The 19,947-nt window shown below is 62.3% G+C and carries 17 protein-coding genes; 6 read left to right on the plus strand and 11 right to left on the minus strand.

Annotation, left to right across the window (positions count from 1 at the left end):
- The first annotated feature begins 125 nt into the window (after positions 1-125).
- Positions 126-1,157: an AraC family transcriptional regulator gene (locus tag EXN22_RS12820; RefSeq protein ID WP_130264403.1), complete on the plus strand. Its 1,032-nt coding sequence runs from the start codon at positions 126-128 to the stop codon at positions 1,155-1,157.
- Here EXN22_RS12820 and EXN22_RS12825 read toward each other — a convergent pair.
- From EXN22_RS12825 to EXN22_RS12835, 3 genes are all read right to left on the minus strand, one after another.
- Positions 1,126-2,604, minus strand: a complete 1,479-nt coding sequence (locus EXN22_RS12825) for a catalase (protein WP_407691970.1) — start codon at positions 2,602-2,604, stop codon at positions 1,126-1,128. The genes EXN22_RS12820 and EXN22_RS12825 overlap by 32 nt on opposite strands.
- A 223-nt stretch (positions 2,605-2,827) precedes the next feature.
- Positions 2,828-3,712 carry a dihydrodipicolinate synthase family protein gene (locus EXN22_RS12830; protein WP_130264405.1) on the minus strand — a complete coding sequence of 295 codons (885 nt, stop codon included), beginning with the start codon at positions 3,710-3,712 and terminating at the stop codon, positions 2,828-2,830.
- 37 nt (positions 3,713-3,749) lie between these two features.
- Complete coding sequence (locus EXN22_RS12835) at positions 3,750-4,532, minus strand: aldolase (RefSeq protein WP_130264406.1); 783 nt, start codon at positions 4,530-4,532, stop codon at positions 3,750-3,752.
- 160 nt (positions 4,533-4,692) lie between these two features.
- On the opposite strand from EXN22_RS12835, the gene EXN22_RS12840 reads away from it, so the two are divergent.
- Both EXN22_RS12840 and EXN22_RS12845 read left to right on the plus strand, forming a co-directional pair.
- Positions 4,693-5,223 carry a helix-turn-helix domain-containing protein gene (locus EXN22_RS12840; protein ID WP_130264407.1) on the plus strand — a complete coding sequence of 177 codons (531 nt, stop codon included), beginning with the start codon at positions 4,693-4,695 and terminating at the stop codon, positions 5,221-5,223.
- 300 nt (positions 5,224-5,523) lie between these two features.
- Positions 5,524-7,095: a TerC family protein gene (locus EXN22_RS12845; RefSeq protein ID WP_130264408.1), complete on the plus strand. Its 1,572-nt coding sequence runs from the start codon at positions 5,524-5,526 to the stop codon at positions 7,093-7,095.
- Here EXN22_RS12845 and rarD read toward each other — a convergent pair.
- Together rarD and EXN22_RS12855 are read right to left on the minus strand one after the other, a co-directional pair.
- Positions 7,058-7,945, minus strand: a complete 888-nt coding sequence (gene rarD, locus EXN22_RS12850; protein WP_130264409.1) for an EamA family transporter RarD — start codon at positions 7,943-7,945, stop codon at positions 7,058-7,060. The genes EXN22_RS12845 and rarD overlap by 38 nt on opposite strands.
- Before the next feature lie 36 nt (positions 7,946-7,981).
- Positions 7,982-9,553 (minus strand): EAL domain-containing protein, encoded by a 1,572-nt coding sequence (locus EXN22_RS12855; RefSeq protein WP_130264410.1) that lies wholly within the window; start codon positions 9,551-9,553, stop codon positions 7,982-7,984.
- Positions 9,554-9,879: 326 nt separating this feature from the next.
- Here EXN22_RS12855 and hppD point away from each other — a divergent pair, with 326 nt between their 5' ends.
- Entirely contained in the window at positions 9,880-10,956 is a 1,077-nt protein-coding gene (gene hppD / locus EXN22_RS12860; RefSeq protein WP_130264411.1) for a 4-hydroxyphenylpyruvate dioxygenase, read from the plus strand.
- Positions 10,957-11,020: 64 nt separating this feature from the next.
- Here hppD and EXN22_RS12865 read toward each other — a convergent pair whose 3' ends face one another.
- Both EXN22_RS12865 and EXN22_RS12870 read right to left on the minus strand, forming a co-directional pair.
- Positions 11,021-11,821, minus strand: coding sequence for a CSS-motif domain-containing protein (locus EXN22_RS12865; protein WP_130264412.1), 801 nt, complete (start codon positions 11,819-11,821; stop codon positions 11,021-11,023).
- A gap of 137 nt (positions 11,822-11,958) precedes the next feature.
- The gene (locus EXN22_RS12870) at positions 11,959-12,654 is read right to left on the minus strand and encodes a type 1 glutamine amidotransferase domain-containing protein (RefSeq protein WP_130264413.1); all 696 of its coding nucleotides are present in this window, start codon (positions 12,652-12,654) and stop codon (positions 11,959-11,961) included.
- A gap of 158 nt (positions 12,655-12,812) precedes the next feature.
- Between EXN22_RS12870 and EXN22_RS12875 the strand changes: the two genes are divergently transcribed.
- Entirely contained in the window at positions 12,813-13,271 is a 459-nt protein-coding gene (locus EXN22_RS12875) for a nucleoside deaminase (protein WP_130264414.1), read from the plus strand.
- 51 nt (positions 13,272-13,322) lie between these two features.
- Complete coding sequence (locus EXN22_RS12880) at positions 13,323-15,362, plus strand: hybrid sensor histidine kinase/response regulator (RefSeq protein ID WP_130264415.1); 2,040 nt, start codon at positions 13,323-13,325, stop codon at positions 15,360-15,362.
- Here the strand turns inward: EXN22_RS12880 and EXN22_RS12885 are convergent.
- The 4 genes from EXN22_RS12885 to EXN22_RS12900 are packed head-to-tail and all read right to left on the minus strand — an operon-like array spanning position 15,323 to position 19,855.
- Entirely contained in the window at positions 15,323-16,282 is a 960-nt protein-coding gene (locus EXN22_RS12885) for a lysylphosphatidylglycerol synthase domain-containing protein (RefSeq protein WP_130264416.1), read from the minus strand. The genes EXN22_RS12880 and EXN22_RS12885 overlap by 40 nt on opposite strands.
- Complete coding sequence (gene clsB / locus EXN22_RS12890) at positions 16,279-17,490, minus strand: cardiolipin synthase ClsB (RefSeq protein ID WP_130264417.1); 1,212 nt, start codon at positions 17,488-17,490, stop codon at positions 16,279-16,281. Before clsB ends, EXN22_RS12885 begins: the two co-directional genes overlap by 4 nt.
- Positions 17,487-18,269, minus strand: a complete 783-nt coding sequence (locus EXN22_RS12895; RefSeq protein WP_165392209.1) for an endonuclease/exonuclease/phosphatase family protein — start codon at positions 18,267-18,269, stop codon at positions 17,487-17,489. The genes clsB and EXN22_RS12895 overlap by 4 nt, the downstream gene beginning before the upstream one ends.
- Positions 18,266-19,855, minus strand: a complete 1,590-nt coding sequence (locus EXN22_RS12900) for an ATP-binding protein (RefSeq protein WP_130264418.1) — start codon at positions 19,853-19,855, stop codon at positions 18,266-18,268. Before EXN22_RS12900 ends, EXN22_RS12895 begins: the two co-directional genes overlap by 4 nt.
- Positions 19,856-19,947: the final 92 nt, after the last annotated feature.

The raw sequence follows: 19,947 nt of genomic DNA on the forward strand, positions 1-19,947 counted from the left end.
TGCCAGAATGCTGCCCACAGCCACCTTCAGGTTGTTTTCGAGTCTAGGCAAAGCCTGCGCGCGGGCCTATGCCATAACTGTCCAGTGACACTGGTATTTTTTGCCATACCCTTGCGGAAACCGCCATGCGGGAAAACGATACAGTCGCCATCTACTTCGTCCACACCATGCTTCACGCCCTACGTGCCCAGCCCGAACGGGCAGCGGTGCTGCTGAGCAGCGCCGGCATCGACCCTGCACTGCTGCAAGTCCCCGCAGCGCGGGTGCCGGCGTCGGCCTTTGCGCGGTTGTGGTTGATCCTGATCGAGGCCCTTGACGATGAATTCTTCAACCTCGACAGCCATGGCATGCCGCTGGGCAGCTTTGCCCTGATCTGCCGTGGCCTGATCCAGGAACCCAACCTGGAAAAGGCCCTGCGCCAGTGCCTGAACAACTTTGCCCTGTTCCTGCGTGACATACGCGCCACGCTGACGATCAAGGGCGCGCGTGCGGTGGTCAGCCTGCGCAGCGCTATTGCCGACCCGTTGACCCGGGTCTATGCCGAAGAAACCTTCCTGGCCCTGGTGATCAGCCTGCTGTGCTGGCTGGCCGGGCGGCGCATCGTCATCGACCGCACGGCGCTGACCGACCTGCGCCCGGCCCAGGAGGACGACCCGTTGCTGTGGGGCGCCAACGTGCAGCTGGGCTGTGGCCACACCGAGATCGAGTTTGCCGCCGAGTACCTGCGCTTGCCTGTGGTTCAGGACCTGGCTGCGCTGAAGACCTTTTTGCGCAGCGCACCGCAATGGCTGGTGATTCGCTACCGTAACCAGAATGGCCAGGTGGCCCAGGTCTATCGCTACCTGCGCGCTCGCCAGTACGGCCAATGGCCGACCTTGCTGGCCATGGCCGAGCGCCAGGGCCTGAGCCCCAGCAGCTTTCGCCGGCAACTGGAGCGCGAAGGCAGCTCCTACCAGCAGATCAAGGACCAGGTGCGCCGGGCCATGGCCTTTGAATGCCTGCGCCAGATGCACCTGAGTATTGCCGAAGTGGCCGAGCACACCGGCTTTCAGGAGCCCAGCGCGTTTCACCGGGCGTTCAAGAAGTGGACCGGCGAGAGCCCCGGCAGTTATCGCCAGCGCATGCTCAGTCCTGCAACTGCGCCGCCAGCTGCTTGACCCGCACCAGGTTGCCGCCGGCAACCTTGGCCACGCCCTTGCCATACTCCGGATCGGCCTTGTACAGGAAGGAAAGGATGATGTGCTTGCTGGCATCATCGGCGGTGACCAGTGACTGACCGAAGCTGTTGATCAGGTCGCGACGGCCCTTGCTGTCGTAGGCGCGGAACAGCTCGCCGGCCTGTTTGAAGTTCTGCTGGCGCTCGATGCCCGCCTGCTGGGTGCTACCGCTCAACGGCAACTGGCTGTAGCGCGCCGACTCGCTCGAGGGGCGTGGCGTCAGCCGGCTTGGCTCGTAATTGACCGCACCGACGGTGCGCCCGGCGTTCAGGGCGCCATCCTGGTTGCCGTTGTTGACCTTGACCCTGGGCTGGTTGATCGGCAAGCCGGCGGCATTGGCGCCGACCCGGTACATCTGGGTATCGGCATAGGAGAACAGGCGGCCCTGCAGCAGGCGGTCCTCCGACGGCTCGATGCCCGGGACCAGGTTGGACGGTGCCAGGGCCACCTGTTCGGTCTCCTGGAAGAAGTTGCCGACGTTGCGATTGAGCACCATCTGTCCGACTTTGCGTTCAGGCACATTGGGCCAGATCTTGGTCGGGTCAAGCGGGTCGAAGTCGAAGCCGGCCAATTGCTCGGGCTTGAGGGTCTGGATGTACAGGTCCCATTTCGGATAGTTGCCGCGGTTGATCGAGCTGACCAGGTCGCTGGTCATGTGGCTGAAGTCATGGCCCTGCACCTTGGCCACTTCGGCGGGATCAAGATTCTTCTGGCCTTGCAGGGTCTTCCAGCGGAACTTCACGTAGGTGGTTTGGCCATCTCTATTGACGAACTTGTAGGCATGTACGCTGTTGCCGTCCATGTGCCGGTAGCTCAGTGGCGTACCTTCGTTGGAGTAGAGCAGGGTCAGGGTGCGGGTGGCTTCAGGCATGTGCGAGAACAGATCGAAGCGCCGGGCGTCGTTGCCAAGGTTGTTGCGCGGATCGGGTTTGAAGGCGTGGACCATGTCAGGGAACTTGATCGCATCGCGAATGAAAAAGGTCGGGAAGTTGTTGCCAACCAGGTCCCAGTTGCCATCGGCGGTGTAGAAGCGGGTGGCGAAACCGCGCGGGTCGCGCAGGGTTTCCGGCGAGTGCAGGCCATGGACCACCGAGGAGAAACGTACGAACACCGGGGTTCGCTCACCTGGGGTAAACACCTTGGCCCGGGTCAGCTCGGAGATGTCGCTGGAGGCCACGAACTCACCGTGCACGCCAGTGCCGCGGGCATGCACGACGCGCTCAGGCACGCGCTCGCGACCAAAGCGCTGCAGTTTCTGGATCAGTTGCACATCTTGCAGCAGGGTAGGGCCGCTACTGCCGGCCGTTTGCGAGTTCTGGTTGTCACCCACCGCAGCGCCGTTGTCACGGGTCAGCGGTGCGGCATTGGCAGTGCTGGCGAGCACCATGGCCGAGGCAAGCAAGCCCAGGGTGTAGCCTGAAAAAGTCCTGATGTTCATTGAGACGGTCCTGTCATTACGAAGGTTTGGCCAGTAAGGCCTTCGAATGGTAGGAGCGAGGCGTGAGGCGACCCAGATGGGATTTCAACGCAAGGTGTAGGAGTACTCCCTGATACTGTGGCGAATCAGAAAATCCGGCGCCGTTACCAGCGCCGGACAGCGCATGAGCCGTTTAGCTCAATTGCTTGAGCAAGCCCTGCAAGTACGCCTGGCCGGCCTGGTCCAGGGCAAACACCGGTTTGCGCGGTTCACCGACCGGCAAGCCGCTCATGCCCAGGCCTGCCTTGATGGTGGCCGGCAGGCCGCCCTTGAGGATGAACTCGAGCAGCGGCAACTGGCGATAGAACACAGCCTTGGCAGCCTTCAGATCATTGTCCTGCACGGCCTGGTACAGCTGCTGGTTGAGCGCCGGGATCAGGTTTGGCGCTGCGGTGCACCAACCGCTGGCACCGGCCACGAAGGCTTCCAGGGCCAAGGGGTTGCAGCCGTTGTAGAAGGGCACCTGGCCTTCACCGAGCTGCTGCAGCTTGTGCATGCGCTGGATATCGCCGGTGCTCTCCTTGACCATGGTCACGTTGCTGACCTCGCGCACGATGCGCAGGATCAGTTCCACCGACATGTCGGTGCCGCTGGTGGCCGGGTTGTTGTAGAGCATGATCGGCAGCTCGATGCTGGCGCCAATGGCCCGATAGTGCTCGAAGATTTCCGCTTCCGTGAGTTTCCAGTAGGCGGCCGGCAGCACCATCACCGCATCGGCGCCATGGGCCTGGGCAAAACGCGCGCGGCGGATCGCCCCGGCGGTGGTCAGGTCGGAGACGCTGACGATGGTCGGTACTCGCCCGGCAATGTGCTCCAGGCTGAAGCGGGCCACCTGCTGCCACTCCAGGTCGCTCAGGTAGGCGCCTTCGCCGGTGCTGCCCAACGGCGCGATGGCATGCACGCCGCCCTCGATCAGGCGATCGATCGAGCGCCCCAGGGCGTCGAGGTCAAGCTGCTCGCCGTCGGCGCTGAACGGGGTGATGGTGTAGCCGATGATGCCGTGAAAAGTCTTGGACATGAAATTTGCTCCGCAAGGTAGATGAGAACGGCTGCAATCAGTTCAGGCAGTCGCCATGGACCCGCAGGCACTGGCGCGCATAGTAGTTGAAGGCGGCGCTGTGGCGCTTTGGCCGGGAGATCCAGTCATGGGCTTCACGGCCCAGCTCAGGTGCAATCGGCTTGATCGTGCCGGCGGCCATGGCCAGCAGTTGCAGCTTGGCCGCGCGCTCGATCAACTGGGCGATCACACAGGCTTCTTCGATACTGGCACCAGTCGACAGTTGGCCGTGGTGCGAGAGCAGGATCGCCCGCTTGTCACCCAGGGCGGCGCTGATGATCTCGCCTTCTTCGTTGCCCACCGGTACGCCTGGCCAGGCTTCGAGAAACGCGCAGTCGTCGTAGAGCGGGCAGAGGTCCATGTGCGAGACCGCAAGCGGCACTTCCAGCATCGACAGGGCGGCGACGTGGGTCGGGTGGGTATGAATGATGCAGTTCACATCCGGCCGGGCCCGGTATACCCAGCTGTGGAAGCGGTTGGCCGGGTTGGGCATGCCCTGGCCTTCGAGCACTTCCAGGTCTTCGTTGACCAGCAACAGGTTGCTGGCGCTGATTTCATCGAAACCCAGGCCCAGTTGCTGGGTGTAGAAGGTGCCGGGTTGCGGGCCGCGGGCGCTGATCTGCCCGGCGAGGCCGGAATCGTGGCCGTTGTCGAACAGAATCCGACAGGTCAGTGCCAGCTTTTCGCGCACAGTCCACGTATTATCGGCAAGCGAGCCTTGCATCTGCTGAAGGGCCTTCTGGATCAGTTGGTCCTTGGGGAGTGCCATTGTCTTGGCCATGGGGCTATCCTCGGTGGCGTGATGGGGCGTCAGGGCGTGTCCACCCCGGTTGCTTGGAAGGTGACGGGGTGGTTAATCGCATGACACAACAAAGGCTATATGACACATTGTGTCATTGGCAAGAAAAAACATGCCCATGGCATTGGGAAAACTGCGTTACATGTCTATCCGATTGAAACTGTTGAGAAAAAAACTGGGGATCACCCTGGAAGCGCTGGCCGAACTGTCGGGCATGACCAAGAGCTACCTGTCCAAGGTCGAGCGCGGCCTGAATACCCCGTCAATCGCTGCGGCGCTGAAGCTGGCGCGGGCCTTGAACGTCAATGTCGAGGAGCTGTTCGCCGAAGACCAGCCAGGCCAGGCCCGCTACAGCCTGGTGCGCAACAACCAGCGCCAGACCCTGGCGGGGCCGGGTTACACGGTGCTGGCCACGCAAATCGGCAGCCGCAGCCTGCTGCCGTTCATCATCAGCCCGGCCCATGAATTCAGCGATGCTTCGTTCAAGGAGCACCTGGGTGAAGAATTCCTGTTCGTCCATGAGGGGCAGGTGGAAGTCGACTTCATGAATGAGCGAGTGGTCCTGGAGCGCGGCGATGCCCTGTATTTCAACGCCCAGACCCCGCACCGGCTGCGCTCGCTGGGCGAGGTTCAGGCGCAACTGCTGGTGGTCGTGCACGATGCCGAGAGCTGATGTGCGGGTATTGGAGATTCTATGGCCCATGGAAAGGCCTCAACACAGATCCCGTGTGGGAGCGGGCTGTCGCGGGGCAAGCCCGCTCCCACCGACAGTTGCTCCCACCGGGTAGCGCTATACAGAATTTGAAATAGTTTCATGCTGTGAGAAAAGCCTGCTGCAATTGTAGGATCACATCCCCAATTGATTTCAGGTTGATATGACTTCGTTCTCGGAGCCCCCCAGTACCTGGCCGTCCCGGCCATTCTCCCGTCCTTGTGACGTTTCCCGTCTGTTCTTGCACATGAGTGATCGCCCATGGAATGGCTAGCCGACCCCACGGCCTGGCTGGGCCTTGCCACGCTGATTGTGCTGGAACTGGTACTGGGTATCGATAACCTGGTATTCATCGCCATCCTCGCCGACAAACTGCCGCCCCATCAGCGCGACCGTGCGCGGGTGATCGGCCTGTCGCTGGCGTTGATCATGCGCCTGGGCCTGCTGGCCAGTATTTCGTGGATGGTGACCCTCACCGCGCCGCTGATCGATATCTTCGGCAAGAGCTTCTCCGGTCGCGACCTGATCATGCTCTTGGGTGGTGTGTTCCTGTTGTTCAAGGCCACCATGGAGCTGCACGAGCGCCTCGAAGGGCATGTCGCCCAGCACAACGGCAGCCTGCGCCACGCCGCGTTCTGGCCGATCGTGGCGCAGATCGTGGTGCTCGATGCGGTGTTCTCCCTGGACGCAGTGATCACTGCGGTGGGTATGGTCGAAGAGCTGTCGATCATGATGATCGCGGTGGTGTTCTCCATCGGTATCATGATCGTTGCCAGCAAGCCGTTGACGCGTTTCGTCAACAATCACCCGACAGTGATCATGCTCTGCCTGGGCTTCTTGATGATGATCGGCTTCAGCCTGACCGCCGAAGGCCTGGGCTTCCACATACCCAAGGGCTACCTGTACGCGGCCATTGGCTTCTCGATCCTCATCGAGCTGTTCAACCAGCTGGCCCGTGCCCGCCGCAAGCGCAGCCTGCAGCAGCATCGGCCGCTGCGCGAGCGTACTGCCCATGCGGTATTGCGCTTGCTCGGCGGGCGGCGGATCGAGGCGGACGAGGTCGGCGAGGAGATTGCCGATCTGGTCGAGGGTGGTGAGGAGCAGGTACTGTTCGACCGTCGCGAGCGGGTGATGATCAGCGGTGTGCTGAACCTTGCCGAACGGCCGATCAAGACCCTGATGACCGTGCGCGCCGAGGTCGACGCCATTGACCTGGCACAGCCAGCCGACGCGATTCGTACTGCTTTGATGCATTCCTCTTATTCGCGCCTGCCGCTGATCCGCGACGGTCGCATCGAGGAGCCGTTGGGCTTCGTGCACAAGAAGGAACTGCTCAAGGAACTGCTGGCCGGCAACCAGCCTGACCTCGAGAGCCTGGCGCGTACGCCGCTGAACTTGCTGGAGAGCTTCAGTATCCTCAATGCCCTGGAGCAGATGCGCGGCCAGTCGACGCACATTGCCTTCGTGGTCAACGAGTTCGGTGACTTCACCGGTGTGCTGACCATGACCGACATCCTCGAGTCGATTGCCGGCGAGCTGCCCGATGCCAGTGAAGTGGAGGGGCCGGGCATCGTCGAGGACGAGCAGGGCTTTATCGTCAGCGGCGCCCTGAACCTCAGCCAGATCCAGGCCCGCACCGGCTTTGCCGCCAAAGCGACCGAGGATTACCAGACCCTGGCGGGCCTGGTCATGAGCTTGCTCGACCGCTTGCCGATGGTGGGCGACAGCCTGGTCTGGAACGACTGGAAGATGACCGTGGTAGCGGTGGAAGAGCGCCGGGTACGCCAGGTACGCCTTACACCGAACGCCGCCGGTGCCGCAGCAGGTGCCTGACGCCTTCGAGGATCAGCACCAGCACCGCTAGCCAGATCGGCAGGTAGGTCAGCCACTGGTCGGGGCCGATGGTCTCGCCCAGCAGCAAGGCCACGGCCACCAGCAGTACCGGTTCGACGTAGCTGAGCAGGCCGAACAGGCTGAAGGCCAGCAGGCGGCTGGCCAGCACGTAGCAGATCAGCGCCAGGGCGCTGATCACCCCAAGCAGTGGAATCAGGCCGTACAGCCCCGGGTGTGCGGCCAGGTCCTGGGCCGACAGTGGCCCCTGGATGACGAAATACAGCGCAGCCGGCAGCAACAGGCACATATCGGCCCACAGGCCGCCCAGATGGTCGGTGCCGCAACGACGCCGCAACACGAAGTACAACGGGTAGCCTGCGGCCACCAGCAGGGTTTCCCAGGCAAAACTGCCATGCTGGTACAGCTCATGGCCGACACCGGTCAGGGCACAGGCCACCGCCACCTTTTGCAAGCGTGACAGGCGCTCGCCATAAACCAGGCGGCCGGTCAGCACCATGGTCAGCGGCAGCAGGAAGTAGCCCAGCGATACTTCCAGGCTACGCCCGTGCAGCGGTGCCCAGAGGAACAGCCACAGCTGCACGCCCATCAGTGACGACGTTCCGAACAGGCCGAGCAGCAACAGCGGTTTTTGCCGTATCCGTGCCAGCAGCCCGGTGACCAGCGGCCAGTCGCGGGTCAGCAACATGAACAGGGTCACGCAGGGCAGGGTCAGGAGCATGCGCCAGCCGAACACTTCTTCGCCATCGAGCGGCGTGAGCAGCGAGGTGTAGTAGTACATCACGGCGAACAGGAACGACGCCGTGACCGATGTAATGATGCCTTTTGACACAAATGCCTCGGTTGCAATAGATGACAGTGCGGTTGCCTAGCCGGCAACCTCCACGCGCTGTGCCCGGGGTTCCACCTGGGCTGCCAGGGCTTCGACAAAGCTGTCGATCGGCATGGGCCGGCCGAACAGGTAGCCCTGCTGGAAGTCGACGCCGTGGCGTGCCAGGTAGTCACGTTGGGTCGGGTTCTCCACCCCTTCGGCGACGATGCCCAGCTCAAGCTTGGCCGACAACTCGATAATGCTGTCGAGAATGTGCAGCGACAGGGCATCGACGCCAATCAGGGCGACGAAGCTCTGGTCGATCTTCAGGTAGTCGACCTTGAACTGACGCAGGTAGCTGAGGCTGGACTGGCCGGTGCCGAAGTCGTCGATGGCGATCATCACTCCCAGGGCATGCAACTTGGCAAACAACGCCTGGGTAATCTCGGTGGGGACGATCAGTTTGCGCTCGGTCAGCTCCAGGGTCAGCAGTACCCGCCCAGGCGGGAAGGCGGCCAGAAAGGCCCGGCAATCGTCGTACAGGGCCAGGTCCTGACAATGGTCGGCGGTGATGTTGATGCCGACATGAAAGCCCTCGTCCATCAAGGCGGCATGGGGTGCCAGCAGCTCGGCGGTGCGGCGCATGAGGATGCGGGTCATGGGCACGATCTGGCCGCTGTGTTCGGCGTAGGGGATGAACAGGTCGGGGCGCACCAGGCCATCACGCGGGTGCTGCCAGCGCATCAGCACTTCGGCGCCGGCCCAGCGATAGTCGCCTTTGCGCACCACCGGCTGAAAGTAAGGCAGGAATTCATTGGCGTCCATGGCCCGTTGCAGTTCGGCGCGCGGTGAACTGGCCCGGCGCAGCAGCCAGCGGCACACGGCGCCGGCAATCACCCCGAGAAACACCAGCAGGCCGAACAGGGCGGGGTACTCGTCACGCATCACCTGGCCGACTTTGTCCGCGCCATAACCACTGTGGATGGCAAAAGGGTAGCGCTGCGAGCTGAGCCGTACCGCCGCCGTCGCAGCGGCCGGGACGAGGCCTTCGCGCACGATGCCATCCTTGTCCATCCAGAAACGGCCGACCTGCAGCGACAACTGGGTGTGCGGACCGATCAGGTGCAGGGCCGTGAGCAGATGGTCGCCATCGACGGTGCTGATGGCGCCGCGATCGCCGTCGGCCACCCGGTACACCAGCAGGGGGTGGCCAGGGGTGACCGAGTTGCCGTTCATCAGCCAGAGTTTGCCGTCGACGTAGTCACTGGTGTTGATGGGTTCGCTGTAAGGGCCGAACAGCGAGCTGCAATACAGCTCGCCGCGATACTCCAGGTTGGTCGAGCGCACGAACGAGCGCCGGGTAACCTGGTCGCGCAGGGCGAGCTTTTTTTCGTCGCAAGGTGAGCCGGCCAGTGGCAGCAAGGCCTGGGCTGCGGCGGAGATGTTGTCGAGGATCCGTTCCACCTGCGCCACCACTTGGCGGGCCGTGTCCTGGCTGCGTGCCTGGAGCTCGCGTTCGGCTTGCAGGTGCATGATCAACAGGCCGCAGAGTATCGGCATGGCGCCCACAGCCCAGGGTAGCAGGGCTCGCAGGGTCCAGCGTCCGGGGCGTTTTACCGTAAGGGGCATGGTGGCTGGCCTGTGCACGCGAGGAGAGTGGCAACGCTTGTCTGCCTAGAATAGCCGTTCGTCTAACACCGGGCGTCAACTTAAGTGCGGACAAAACCGCTTACGCACTGTAGAATCAGGTTACGCATACAATAATAAGGTTCCCCACCTTCGGGGAATCAACCCGCCGAGAATGGGTCCATATGAAGTGTCATGGGTTCAAGCTGATCTATGGTGACTACCTCGCCCGCAGTGTGAGGGGCATCTCTTGCGCGCCACCACGCCTGCTCGACATCGATAGCAATTAACGACCGTTATTTACCCGCTTTGATGATGAGGAAACGAGCATGGCTGATATCTTTGAAAACCCGATGGGCCTGATGGGCTTTGAATTCATCGAGTTCGCATCGCCGACCCCGGGCGCCCTGGAACCTATCTTCCAGATCATGGGTTTCACCAAGGTGGCGACCCACCGTTCCAAGAATGTGCACCTGTACCGCCAGGGCGGCATCAACCTGATCCTGAACAACGAGCCGAACAGCGTCGCCTCGTACTTTGCCGCCGAGCATGGTCCGTCGGTGTGCGGCATGGCTTTCCGTGTGCGTAACGCCCATGAAGCCTATGCCCGTGCCCTGGAACTGGGCGCGCAACCGGTTGAAATCGAAACCGGGCCGATGGAACTGCGTCTGCCGGCGATCAAGGGCATTGGCGGCGCGCCGCTGTACCTGATCGACCGCTTCGAAGAGGGCAGCTCGATCTATGACATCGACTTCAAGTTCATTGAAGGTGTCGACTGTCACCCGGCGGGTGCGGGCCTGAAGATCATCGACCACCTGACCCACAACGTGTACCGCGGGCGCATGGCGTACTGGGCCGGCTTCTACGAGAAACTGTTCAACTTCCGCGAGATCCGCTACTTCGACATCAAGGGCGAATACACCGGCCTTACCTCCAAGGCGATGACCGCGCCGGATGGCATGATCCGTATCCCGCTGAACGAAGAATCGTCCAAGGGCGCCGGGCAGATCGAAGAGTTCCTCATGCAGTTCAACGGCGAAGGCATCCAGCACGTGGCCTTCCTCTGCGACAACCTGCTCGAGAGCTGGGATGCCTTGAAGAAGCTTGGCATGCGCTTCATGACTGCGCCGCCGGACACCTACTACGAGATGCTCGAAGGCCGTCTGCCGGGCCATGGCGAGCCGGTTGGCGAGCTGCAAGCCCGTGGCATCCTGCTGGATGGCTCTTCCGAAGCCGGCGACAAGCGCCTGCTGCTGCAGATCTTCTCGGAAACCCTGATGGGGCCGGTGTTCTTCGAGTTCATCCAGCGCAAGGGTGACGATGGCTTCGGTGAGGGCAACTTCAAGGCGCTGTTCGAATCGATCGAGCGTGACCAGGTCCGTCGTGGCGTGCTGAGCACCGACTGATCTGATCGGTCATTGAAAAAGGCCATTGAGGGTTTGCTCAATGGCCTTTTTTCATGGCGTGGGTTCAAACTGCGTGCGGTGTCGGTTTGCGCCGCTGCCTGAACAGGCCCCAATAGACCACCGCCGAAGTCAGGATGCCAACCAGCAGCAATGACGGCACGGTGGAGTACAGGGCCTGGCGCAGCATCTGCCGGGTATGGCCGGCGGGGTAGCCGGCATGCACGGTGTAGCCGTGCTTGTCCGATACCTGGCGTTGCTTGTTTTCTTCATGGTTGGGTACTTGACTGTCACTACCGCTGCCGTTGGTCCAGAGAAAATCGCTGCCGAACTGCAGGGCCAGGACGATGCCGTTCTTGAAGCCTTGCAGCTCCAGTTGCAGAGTGCTCGCATCGCTGATGGCGACAACGCCGACCGGATGCTCCAGCAGGCGGTAGTGCAACACTGGCATGTCCGGGGTGATCTGGTTCTGCAAGTCCAGGCGCAGGCGCTGGTTGAAGTAGTTGCCCGGGTCGATGGCCGCATCGAAGTTACCGAGTACGGTACCGCAGTAGGCACGGTTGTCCCGGATCAGCACCAGCGAGCGCACGCTGGGTTGCCTCAAGGCTGCCTGGCGCAGGGCCGGGAGGACTCGCTCGCAACGCTGCCCCGCCAGCCCGAGCACGGCGTTGCTGGTGCTGTGCATGGCATCGATGACCCGGTCGATGGCGTAAATGGCCTCAACGGCGGACACCGCAGCCGTGTCTTCCTGTTTGCGCTCGACCTGCAGGGCCAGCACCAGCAGGCCGCAGGCCACGGGTGCCAGGCCAATCAGAAGGGTAATCAGGAGTTCGAGCAGACTGCGGCCGGCAAGACGGGGTGGAGCCATGTTTGCACCTCTATGCTGAACGGGAAGCCGACCTTCCTGGTCGGCTCGTTCCTGTCAGCATAAGGAGTGCAGTCTGCGGCGGCTGTAGGCCGGGTTTACCGCAGTTGAAGTACCCGTCGGCAATCCAGGTAAGTGCTTCAGCGCTTTTTCAGCGCTTCCACCACCAGTTCAGCCACTGCGCCACCGGATGCCGGGTTCTGGCCGGTGATCAGCCGGCCTTCTTTCTGGTCGGCGATGGCGTAGGCCTGCCAGGGATCTTCAGCCTTGCTGTACAGCCCGCCACGGGCGCTGAGCTCGTTTTCGGTGAGGTAGGGAACCACCTTGTCCAGTTCCGCCAGTTGCTCTTCAATGTTGGAAAAACCGGTGACTTCGCGATCCTTGACCAGCAAAGTGTTGTCACTGAGCTTGATATTGAGCAGGCCCACCGCACCATGACACACCGAGGCGACTACGCCGCCAGCTTCGAAGATGCGTCGTGCCAGGTCCTGCAACTGGCTGTTTTCGGGAAAGTCCCAGATCACGCCATGGCCACCGGCATAGTAGATGGCACTGTAATCCTGGGCCTTGACCTGACCGGGGCTCAGCGTGGTACCCAAGCGGTTCATGAAGGTTTTGTCGTTGTACCATTTCCAATCAACATCAGCGGCCATGCTCAGGCTGTGTGGGTCGATCGGCACGTATCCACCCGCCGGGCTGAGATAGTCGACCTTGAAGCCTGCCTGCTCGACCTTGTCGACAAAATGCACTGCCTCACCCAGCCAAAGGCCGGTGGCGCGCTTGAGCGTCGGGTATTTGGCCGTGTTGGTCAGCACCACCAGTATTTTCTTGCTCATTGCAATGCTCCCTATACTGGAACGGACCCGGACTGCCCAGGCCGCAGAGGAGAAACCAGTTCAGCATAGTAGCGGTGGCCGTGGATGCCATTCCCCGCTAGCGATGTGCTAGCCTGCCCGGCAAGCGTATCAACATTGCAACAGGAGTCGACAAACGGATGAGCACTTCGAACCAACCCGTTGATCAGTTCATGCAGGCGGCCATCGACGAGGCGCAAAAGGGCCGTGACGAGGGAGGTATACCGATTGGCTCGGTGCTGGTCCACGACGGCAAGATCATCGGCCGCGGCCACAATCGTCGTGTACAACAGGGTAGTGCGATCCTGCACGGTGAAATGGACGCGCTGGAGAACGCCGGACGCCAACCGGCCCGTGTCTATGCCCAGGCAACCCTGTACACCACCTTGTCGCCTTGTCCGATGTGCAGCGGCGCGATCTTGTTGTACGGCATCAAACAGGTGATTGTCGGCGAGAACCAGACGTTCATGGGCGAGGAAGACTTGCTAACGGCCCGAGGTGTCGAGGTGCACGTGCTGCAAAATGATGTTTGCGTGCAGATGATGAGCGATTTCATTGAAGAGCAGCCAACGCTCTGGAACGAAGACATCGGCGTTTAGGTCCGACTGTCAGACTCCCCGCAACCACCGAGCTCGCCCATGCCAGGATCGATGAGTGTAAAGGTTCGCAACCATGACTGGGGCAGCACGGCCCTTGGGCCGTTGCACCTGTGGCCGGCGCCGTTGCGCATCGCGGTGGACATGTTGCTGGCCTCGAGGTTCCCCGGCTGCCTGGTTTGGGGCCCACAGATGGTGACCATCTACAACGATGCCTTCAAGCCCATTCTCGGCGCCAAGCCCGAGGCGCTGGGCCGGGGCTTCGACGAAGTCTGGAGCGAGGCCTGGGACAGTATCGGTGCCCTGGTCTTTCGCACCCTTGGCGGGGAGGCGATCTTCATCGAGAACTTTCCGCTGCTGATCAACCGCAACGGCAGCATGGAGCAAACCTATTTCACCTTCTGCTACAGCCCGATCCGTGATGAGCGGGGGGCGGTGGCCGGCTTTCTCGACACGGTGATCGAAACCACCGCCAGCGTCGAGGCCGAACAGCAGTGGCGGCATCTGGCCGATAGCTTCGAGCGCCAGGTGCACGAACATACCGCCGATCGCAACCAGTTCTGGCATATGTCCAGCAATATCATGCTGACCGTCCTGCCGGACCTGCGCATCAGCACCGTCAACCCGGCCTGGAGTCAGATGCTGGGCTGGGCGCAAGAGGATATTCTGGGAACATCGGTGATGGGCTTGATCCATGCCGATGACCTTCAGGAGGTCGAGTCGGTCATCGAGCGTCTGCGCGCCGGCCAGACAAGCGAGAACAGGGTCAGCCGCTTGCGCCACAAGGATGGCCATTACCGTTGGTTCAACTGGGTTGCCGCGCCGTCGGAACTTGGCTTCACTGCTGTTGGCAATGACATTACCCAGGAGCGTGAGCGCGAAGAAGCGTTGTCCCACGCCGAAGAACTGCTGCACCAAAGTCAGAAGATGGAAGCCATTGGGCTACTGTCCGGGGGCATGGCCCATGACTTCAACAACCTGCTGACCGGGATCAGCGGCAGCATCGAGTTGCTCGAGCGGCGCATCGCCCAAGGGCATTTCGACAACCTGCAGGTCTACCTTGATGCCGCCCGCGGCGCGGCGAAGCGGGCCGCCATGCTGACTCACCGCTTGCTGGCCTTTTCCCGACGCCAGGCGCTGGATCCCAAGCCTGTCAGTGTCAATCAGTTGGTGCTGGACATCGAGCATCTGGTCCAGCAGACCCTCGGCGCGCACATTGACCTACAGGTCAAGGTAGAGCCCGCTCCCTGGTGGGTGTTGGTCGATGCCAGTCAACTGGAAAACGCCCTGATCAACCTGTGCCTGAATTCCCGGGATGCCATGGGCGCCGGCGGGTGCCTGCGGATCACCACCAGTAATGAACGCCATGAATTTGCGCAGGAAGGTGAAGATGGCCTGGTCGCGGGCGACTATTTTTCATTGCAGGTGCAGGACAACGGCCATGGCATGAGTGCCGACGTCGTCGCCCGTGCCTTCGAGCCGTTCTTTACCACCAAGCCAGTTGGTCAGGGGACCGGGCTTGGCTTGTCGATGGTCTATGGTTTCGTCCGCCAGTCTGGCGGGCGGGTGTGGCTCGATTCAAGCCCGGGCGAGGGTACCCGGGTGAAGGTTCTCCTGCCCCGTTTTCTGGGTGAATTGCCCCAGAGCCTGGCAGACGAGCCTGTGCGCAAGACCTTCGCCCGGGCCAATGGTGAACGTATCCTTCTGGTGGATGATGAGCACACCTTGCGCCTGCTGCTCAAGGAGGCATTGGAGGAAGAGGGCTATGAAGTCTTCGAGGCGGGCAATGCCAATGCGGCGCTGCAGCAGTATCGCCAGTTGGGTACGGTTGACTTGCTGATCACCGATATCGGTTTGCCAGGCGGCTTCAGCGGCCGTCAGGTGGCCAGCGCCTTGCGCATGCAGCAGCCGCAACAAAAAGTGTTGTTCATCACCGGCTACGCCGAGCAAGCGGTGACCGAGCAGCAAGTCTTCGAGCCGGGCATGGCCTTGATGACCAAGCCCTTCGGCCTGGAAGACCTGGTCCAGCAGGTGCACGAGATGCTCGCGCCTGCTCAGCCGCCGCTGCCCGACCTTGCCGCAGCGCCGCGCTGACTGGCCAGGCGCTCCAGTACCAGGTAAACCAGGCTTGCGACCAGCAACGGCAAGAGAAAGTACAGCACCCGGTAGCCGAGCAGTGCGGCCAGCAGCGTGCCCTTGCTGTACGTGCCTTGCAGCAGGGTCAGAAACACAGCCTCCAGCACCCCCAACCCCGCCGGAATATGGGTCACGACCCCGGCAATGCTGCTGATCAACAGCACGGCCAGCACTGTCGGATAGCCCGCGCCGTTGGGCAGCAGGCTGAACACCACTAGCGCCATCAACGACCAGTTGCAGGCTCCCATCAGCGCTTGCAGTGCCGCCAGGCGGATGCCGGGCAGGGTGATCTGATGCCGGTGCAGGCGCCAGGTGCGCCGGCGGGAAAACGCACAGGCCAGCAAATAGGTTGCCGCCAGCAGCAGCAACAGTGCACCGATCAGGCGCAGACCGCTGTTGCCGATCTCCATGCCGGTCGGCAACCGGGGCAGGCCACAGATGAACACGCTGCCCGCCAGTAGAAAATAGCCCAGCCAGTTGGTCAGCAGGCCCAGGCTGAGAATCCGGGTGATGGTCGCGACCTTGAGGCCCTGCCGGCTGTACAAGCGATAGCGCAGAGCGATACCGCCCACCCAGGCACTGAGGTTGAGGTTGAAGGCATAGCAGACGAACGCCAGGGGCAATACTCGACGTGCTGGCAGTTGGTGCCCGGTGTAGTGCCGTGCGAGCAGGTCGAAACTGCTGAACAGAGCGAAGCTGCACAGGCTGATCGCGAACGCCAGGCCCAGGGTACTCCAGCGGTAGGCGGCCAACGCCCGGCGCAACTCCTGCCAGTCGAGGTTCTGCAGCAAAGTGAACAGCAGCACCGGCACCAGCACGAAGAACGCCAGGGTCAGCAGTTGCCGGGCGCGTCGCCAGGGGGTTGTATGTCTGCTCATGTGGTTTTATGCGCTGCGCGGTTGCCTGCATACAGCGGTTTCAAGCGCGGTACATGGGCGGGTAGCCAGCCGACCAGGCCAGGAAAATGGCGGATGAAGTGGAAGGTCAGGAAGATCAACGGTGCCCGCCACCAGTAGCCGCGCAACGCCCGCTGCTGGCTGATCGCCTTGCAGCGATGAGCGGTGAGGTCGTGCAGGTGCTGGTGCAGGCGGGCATTGAAGGCGTGATCGCGGATAATCAGGTTGGCCTCCAGATTCAAGGCCAGGCTTAGCGGGTCAAGATTGCTCGAACCGACGGTCGACCACTGCCGGTCTACCAGGGCGACCTTGCCGTGCAGCGGCCGCTCGCAGTACTCGAAAATACGCACGCCATCGCTGATCAGGTAGTTGTACAGCAGGCGTGAACACAGACGCACCCAGGGCATGTCCGGCATGCCTTGCAGCACCAGGGTGACTGTGACGCCGCGTCGGGCGGCATTGCGAATCGCCCGCAGCAGTCGGTAACCGGGAAAGAAGTAGGCATTGGCGATGGTGATGCGCTCACGGGCGGTGTTTATCGCTTGTAGATAGTGTTGCTCGATATCATTGGGGTGATCCTGGTTGTCGCGGATGCACAGGGTGATGCTGGCCTGTTCGCTGTCGGCGGCGATCGGCAGGCGACGCTGCCACCAGCGTCGGCTGCCTGGCGTGAGTGCGCTGCGCTGCTCCAGCAATGTCAAGGTGGCGCGCTGCAAATCGGCGACGATCGGCCCGCGTACCTGCACGGCGTAGTCCTGCTTGGCCATGGGGCCGAAATCGGCCAGGTGATCGGCGCAGTAATTGATGCCGCCGACAAAACCAACCTCGCCGTCGACTACCAGGATCTTGCGGTGCAGGCGTCGGAACAGGTTGGTGCGCATGCCCAGGCGCTTGGGGCTCGGGTCAAAACCCTGCAGGTGGACACCGGCGTCGCTGAGCTCGCGCAGGTAATCGACGCTGAGGTCGGCTGTGCCGTAACCATCGACCAGCATCTCTACCTTTACCCCGCGCTGCGCCGCCGCGATCAGCAACTGCTGCAACTGCCGGCCGACCTTGTCCTCGTAGATGATGAAGGTTTCCAGGAGAATTTCCGCCCGGGCTTGCGCGATCGCGGCGAAGGCACAGGCGAAATAGTCTTCGCCGTTGATCAGCAGTTGCACCTGGTTGTCCGCTCGCCATGGGCTGTTCACAAGAGTACCTGCACGGTCAACGGCAAGTGGTCCGACAGGTGCGTCCAGGGTCTGCGGCCCATGACCTTGGGTGCCATGGCGCAGGCGTTGCGCAGATAGATGCGGTCCAGGCACAGCAGCGGCCAGCGTGCTGGAAAGCTGCGCGCCGGGCGGCCATGGGCTTGGCGGAACACTTCGTGCAAGCCGCATTCGCCGAGCACCAAGTCGGCACGCAAACGCCAGTCATTGAAGTCGCCGGCGACGATGACCGGGGCGTCGCCGGGCAGGCTGTGCAACAGCTGGCAGAGCAAGCGCAATTGCTGCTGGCGCTGGCGTTCGTCCAGCCCCAGGTGCACGCACACAGTGTGCAGTTGGGTGTCTGCCGGCAACGCCAGCACCGCATGCAGCAAGCCGCGTTGCTCGGTGCCATGGACGCTGACATCGAGGTTGTCGTGGCGCAGGATCGGGAACTTAGACAGCAGCGCGTTACCGTGCTCACCCTCGGGGTACACGGCGTTGCGACCATAGGCAAACACCGGCCAGAGGCTGTCGGCGAGGAACTCGTACTGGGGCACATCCGACCAGTTGCGGTGGCGCCGGCCGTGCTGGCGATGGCTGCCCAGCACCTCCTGGAGAAACACCAGGTCGGCATTTTCGCTGCGTACCGCTTCGCGCAGTTCCGGCAGCACATAATGGCGGTTCAGCGGGCTGAAGCCTTTGTGGGCGTTGACCGTCATCACTCGCAGTGAATGCACCGGTGGTGCTACCTGCAATCGGCTATCGAGTTCCATCTGGCTCATGGCTGGCCACCCTTGCCGAGCATTTGCGCGACTTTGGCGGTCAACTGAGCGAACTCGAAAGGCTTGCAGAGCATCTGCATGCCAGGGTCGAGAAAGCGATTACGCACCAAAGCGGTTTCGGCGTAGCCGGTGATGAACAGCACTCTCAGCGCCGGGCGCAAAGTACGGGCAATTTCCGCCAGCTGACGGCCATTCATGCCCGGCAGCCCGACATCGCTGACCAGCAAGTCGACCGGCTCCCCGCCCTGAAGGATCGCCAGGGCCGCATTGGCGTCGGCGGCTACCTTACACACGTAGCCTTGCTCATCCAGCGCCTGGTGCACCAGCAGGCGCACGGTAGCGTCATCTTCGACGATCAGCACGTTGGCCGCAGCGCCAGTGGCCGATGCCGGCGTCTGCAGAGGCGCTGACGGTGCAGGCTGGCGCTCGTATCGCGGCAAGAACAGGTCGACCTGGGTACCATGGCCGATGCGGCTGTGCAATTGGACATGGCCCTGGGACTGCTTGCTGAAGCCATACACCATCGACAGCCCCAGGCCGGTACCCTGGCCGATCGGCTTGGTGGTGAAGAATGGATCGAATGCCCGCTCCAGCGTGCTCTGCGCCATGCCGCAGCCATTGTCATGGAAGTTGATCAGTACATAGTCACCGGCAGGCAGGCAATGGCCATCACACTGGCTGGCGTCAAGGTGCTGATTATGGGCACTGACCGTCAGGCAGCCGCCATTGGGCATGGCCTCCTGGGCATTGTTGAGCAGGTTGTCGAGGGCCTCGCGCAACTGCAGTGGATCGACTTCGACCGACCACAGGTCAGGGGCGATCTGCACCTTTAGTTTGATCTGCGGGCCCAGCACCGGCCTCAGGCACTCAGCACCCAAAAGCCTGCCCAGTTGCACCGGCTGGGCATCGAGTGATTGCCGGCTGGCGAACGCCAGCAGCCCCTGGGTCAGGCGTGTAGCGCGTTTGACGGCCTCCTGGCTGAGGTTCAGCAGGCCGGGCAGGGCGTCTGTGCGGCCCTGCTGCAAGCGTGTGCCCATCAGCGCCAGGCTGCCACCGATGCCAGTGAGCAAGTTGTTGAAGTCATGGGCGACGCCACCGGCCAACTGGCCGATAGCCTCCATTCTTTCGACCTGGCGCAGGTGCTGTTGTCGTTCCAGTTCCTGGTTCTGGTTGCGGGCTTGGTATTGGCGGCGCCGGGCGCGCAAAGAAGATTGGGCGAGGGCGACGAGGCTGGCAGATTCGAATGGACATTGCAGCAGGAACAGGTTGCCGAGGCTGGTGTCAGGGCTGTGGGGCGAACGTTGGCCGCGCCTGGGCGCTGCGGTCAGCAATACCACCGGCAAATCCGACCAAGGTGGCTGCTTGCCAAGGTACTGATGCAGGGCCGAGTGAGTGGCACCGTTGAGCGAGGCAGCGGCAATGATTGCCAAGCCCACACCTTGCTCCAGCGCCCACCCCAGTTCTTCCATGCTGGCAGCCGCCAGGGCCTGGATGCCTGCCTGATCAAGCAGGCACAGGGCCCGTTGGCTCAACTGCGCTGGAGCCAGAATCAACGCTCGTTCGGCATTGGCTAATGCGTCGCCCACAGCTGGTCTCCTTCGATAATGCGTGGACAGGCACACCTGTCGGTGCCTGTTGCCCTCACACTCTCTCTGGACCACGGCCGTTGCCGAGGGGT

The organism is Pseudomonas tructae, from assembly GCF_004214895.1.
Taxonomy (GTDB): domain Bacteria; phylum Pseudomonadota; class Gammaproteobacteria; order Pseudomonadales; family Pseudomonadaceae; genus Aquipseudomonas; species Aquipseudomonas tructae.

Bases quoted from the DNA above. Each gene is read 5' to 3' on its own strand.
- EXN22_RS12880 (WP_130264415.1), top strand. From the start codon at position 13,323: ATGAGTGTAAAGGTTCGCAACCATGACTGGGGCAGCACGGCCCTTGGG.
- EXN22_RS12820 (WP_130264403.1), top strand. From the start codon at position 126: ATGCGGGAAAACGATACAGTCGCCATCTACTTCGTCCACACCATGCTT.
- EXN22_RS12875 (WP_130264414.1), top strand. From the start codon at position 12,813: ATGAGCACTTCGAACCAACCCGTTGATCAGTTCATGCAGGCGGCCATC.
- EXN22_RS12885 (WP_130264416.1), bottom strand. From the start codon at position 16,282: ATGAGCAGACATACAACCCCCTGGCGACGCGCCCGGCAACTGCTGACC.
- EXN22_RS12825 (WP_407691970.1), bottom strand. From the start codon at position 2,604: ATGGTGCTCGCCAGCACTGCCAATGCCGCACCGCTGACCCGTGACAAC.
- EXN22_RS12855 (WP_130264410.1), bottom strand. From the start codon at position 9,553: ATGCCCCTTACGGTAAAACGCCCCGGACGCTGGACCCTGCGAGCCCTG.
- EXN22_RS12840 (WP_130264407.1), top strand. From the start codon at position 4,693: ATGTCTATCCGATTGAAACTGTTGAGAAAAAAACTGGGGATCACCCTG.
- hppD (WP_130264411.1), top strand. From the start codon at position 9,880: ATGGCTGATATCTTTGAAAACCCGATGGGCCTGATGGGCTTTGAATTC.
- EXN22_RS12895 (WP_165392209.1), bottom strand. From the start codon at position 18,269: ATGAGCCAGATGGAACTCGATAGCCGATTGCAGGTAGCACCACCGGTG.
- EXN22_RS12870 (WP_130264413.1), bottom strand. From the start codon at position 12,654: ATGAGCAAGAAAATACTGGTGGTGCTGACCAACACGGCCAAATACCCG.
- EXN22_RS12835 (WP_130264406.1), bottom strand. From the start codon at position 4,532: ATGGCCAAGACAATGGCACTCCCCAAGGACCAACTGATCCAGAAGGCC.
- EXN22_RS12845 (WP_130264408.1), top strand. From the start codon at position 5,524: ATGGAATGGCTAGCCGACCCCACGGCCTGGCTGGGCCTTGCCACGCTG.
- EXN22_RS12830 (WP_130264405.1), bottom strand. From the start codon at position 3,712: ATGTCCAAGACTTTTCACGGCATCATCGGCTACACCATCACCCCGTTC.
- EXN22_RS12865 (WP_130264412.1), bottom strand. From the start codon at position 11,821: ATGGCTCCACCCCGTCTTGCCGGCCGCAGTCTGCTCGAACTCCTGATT.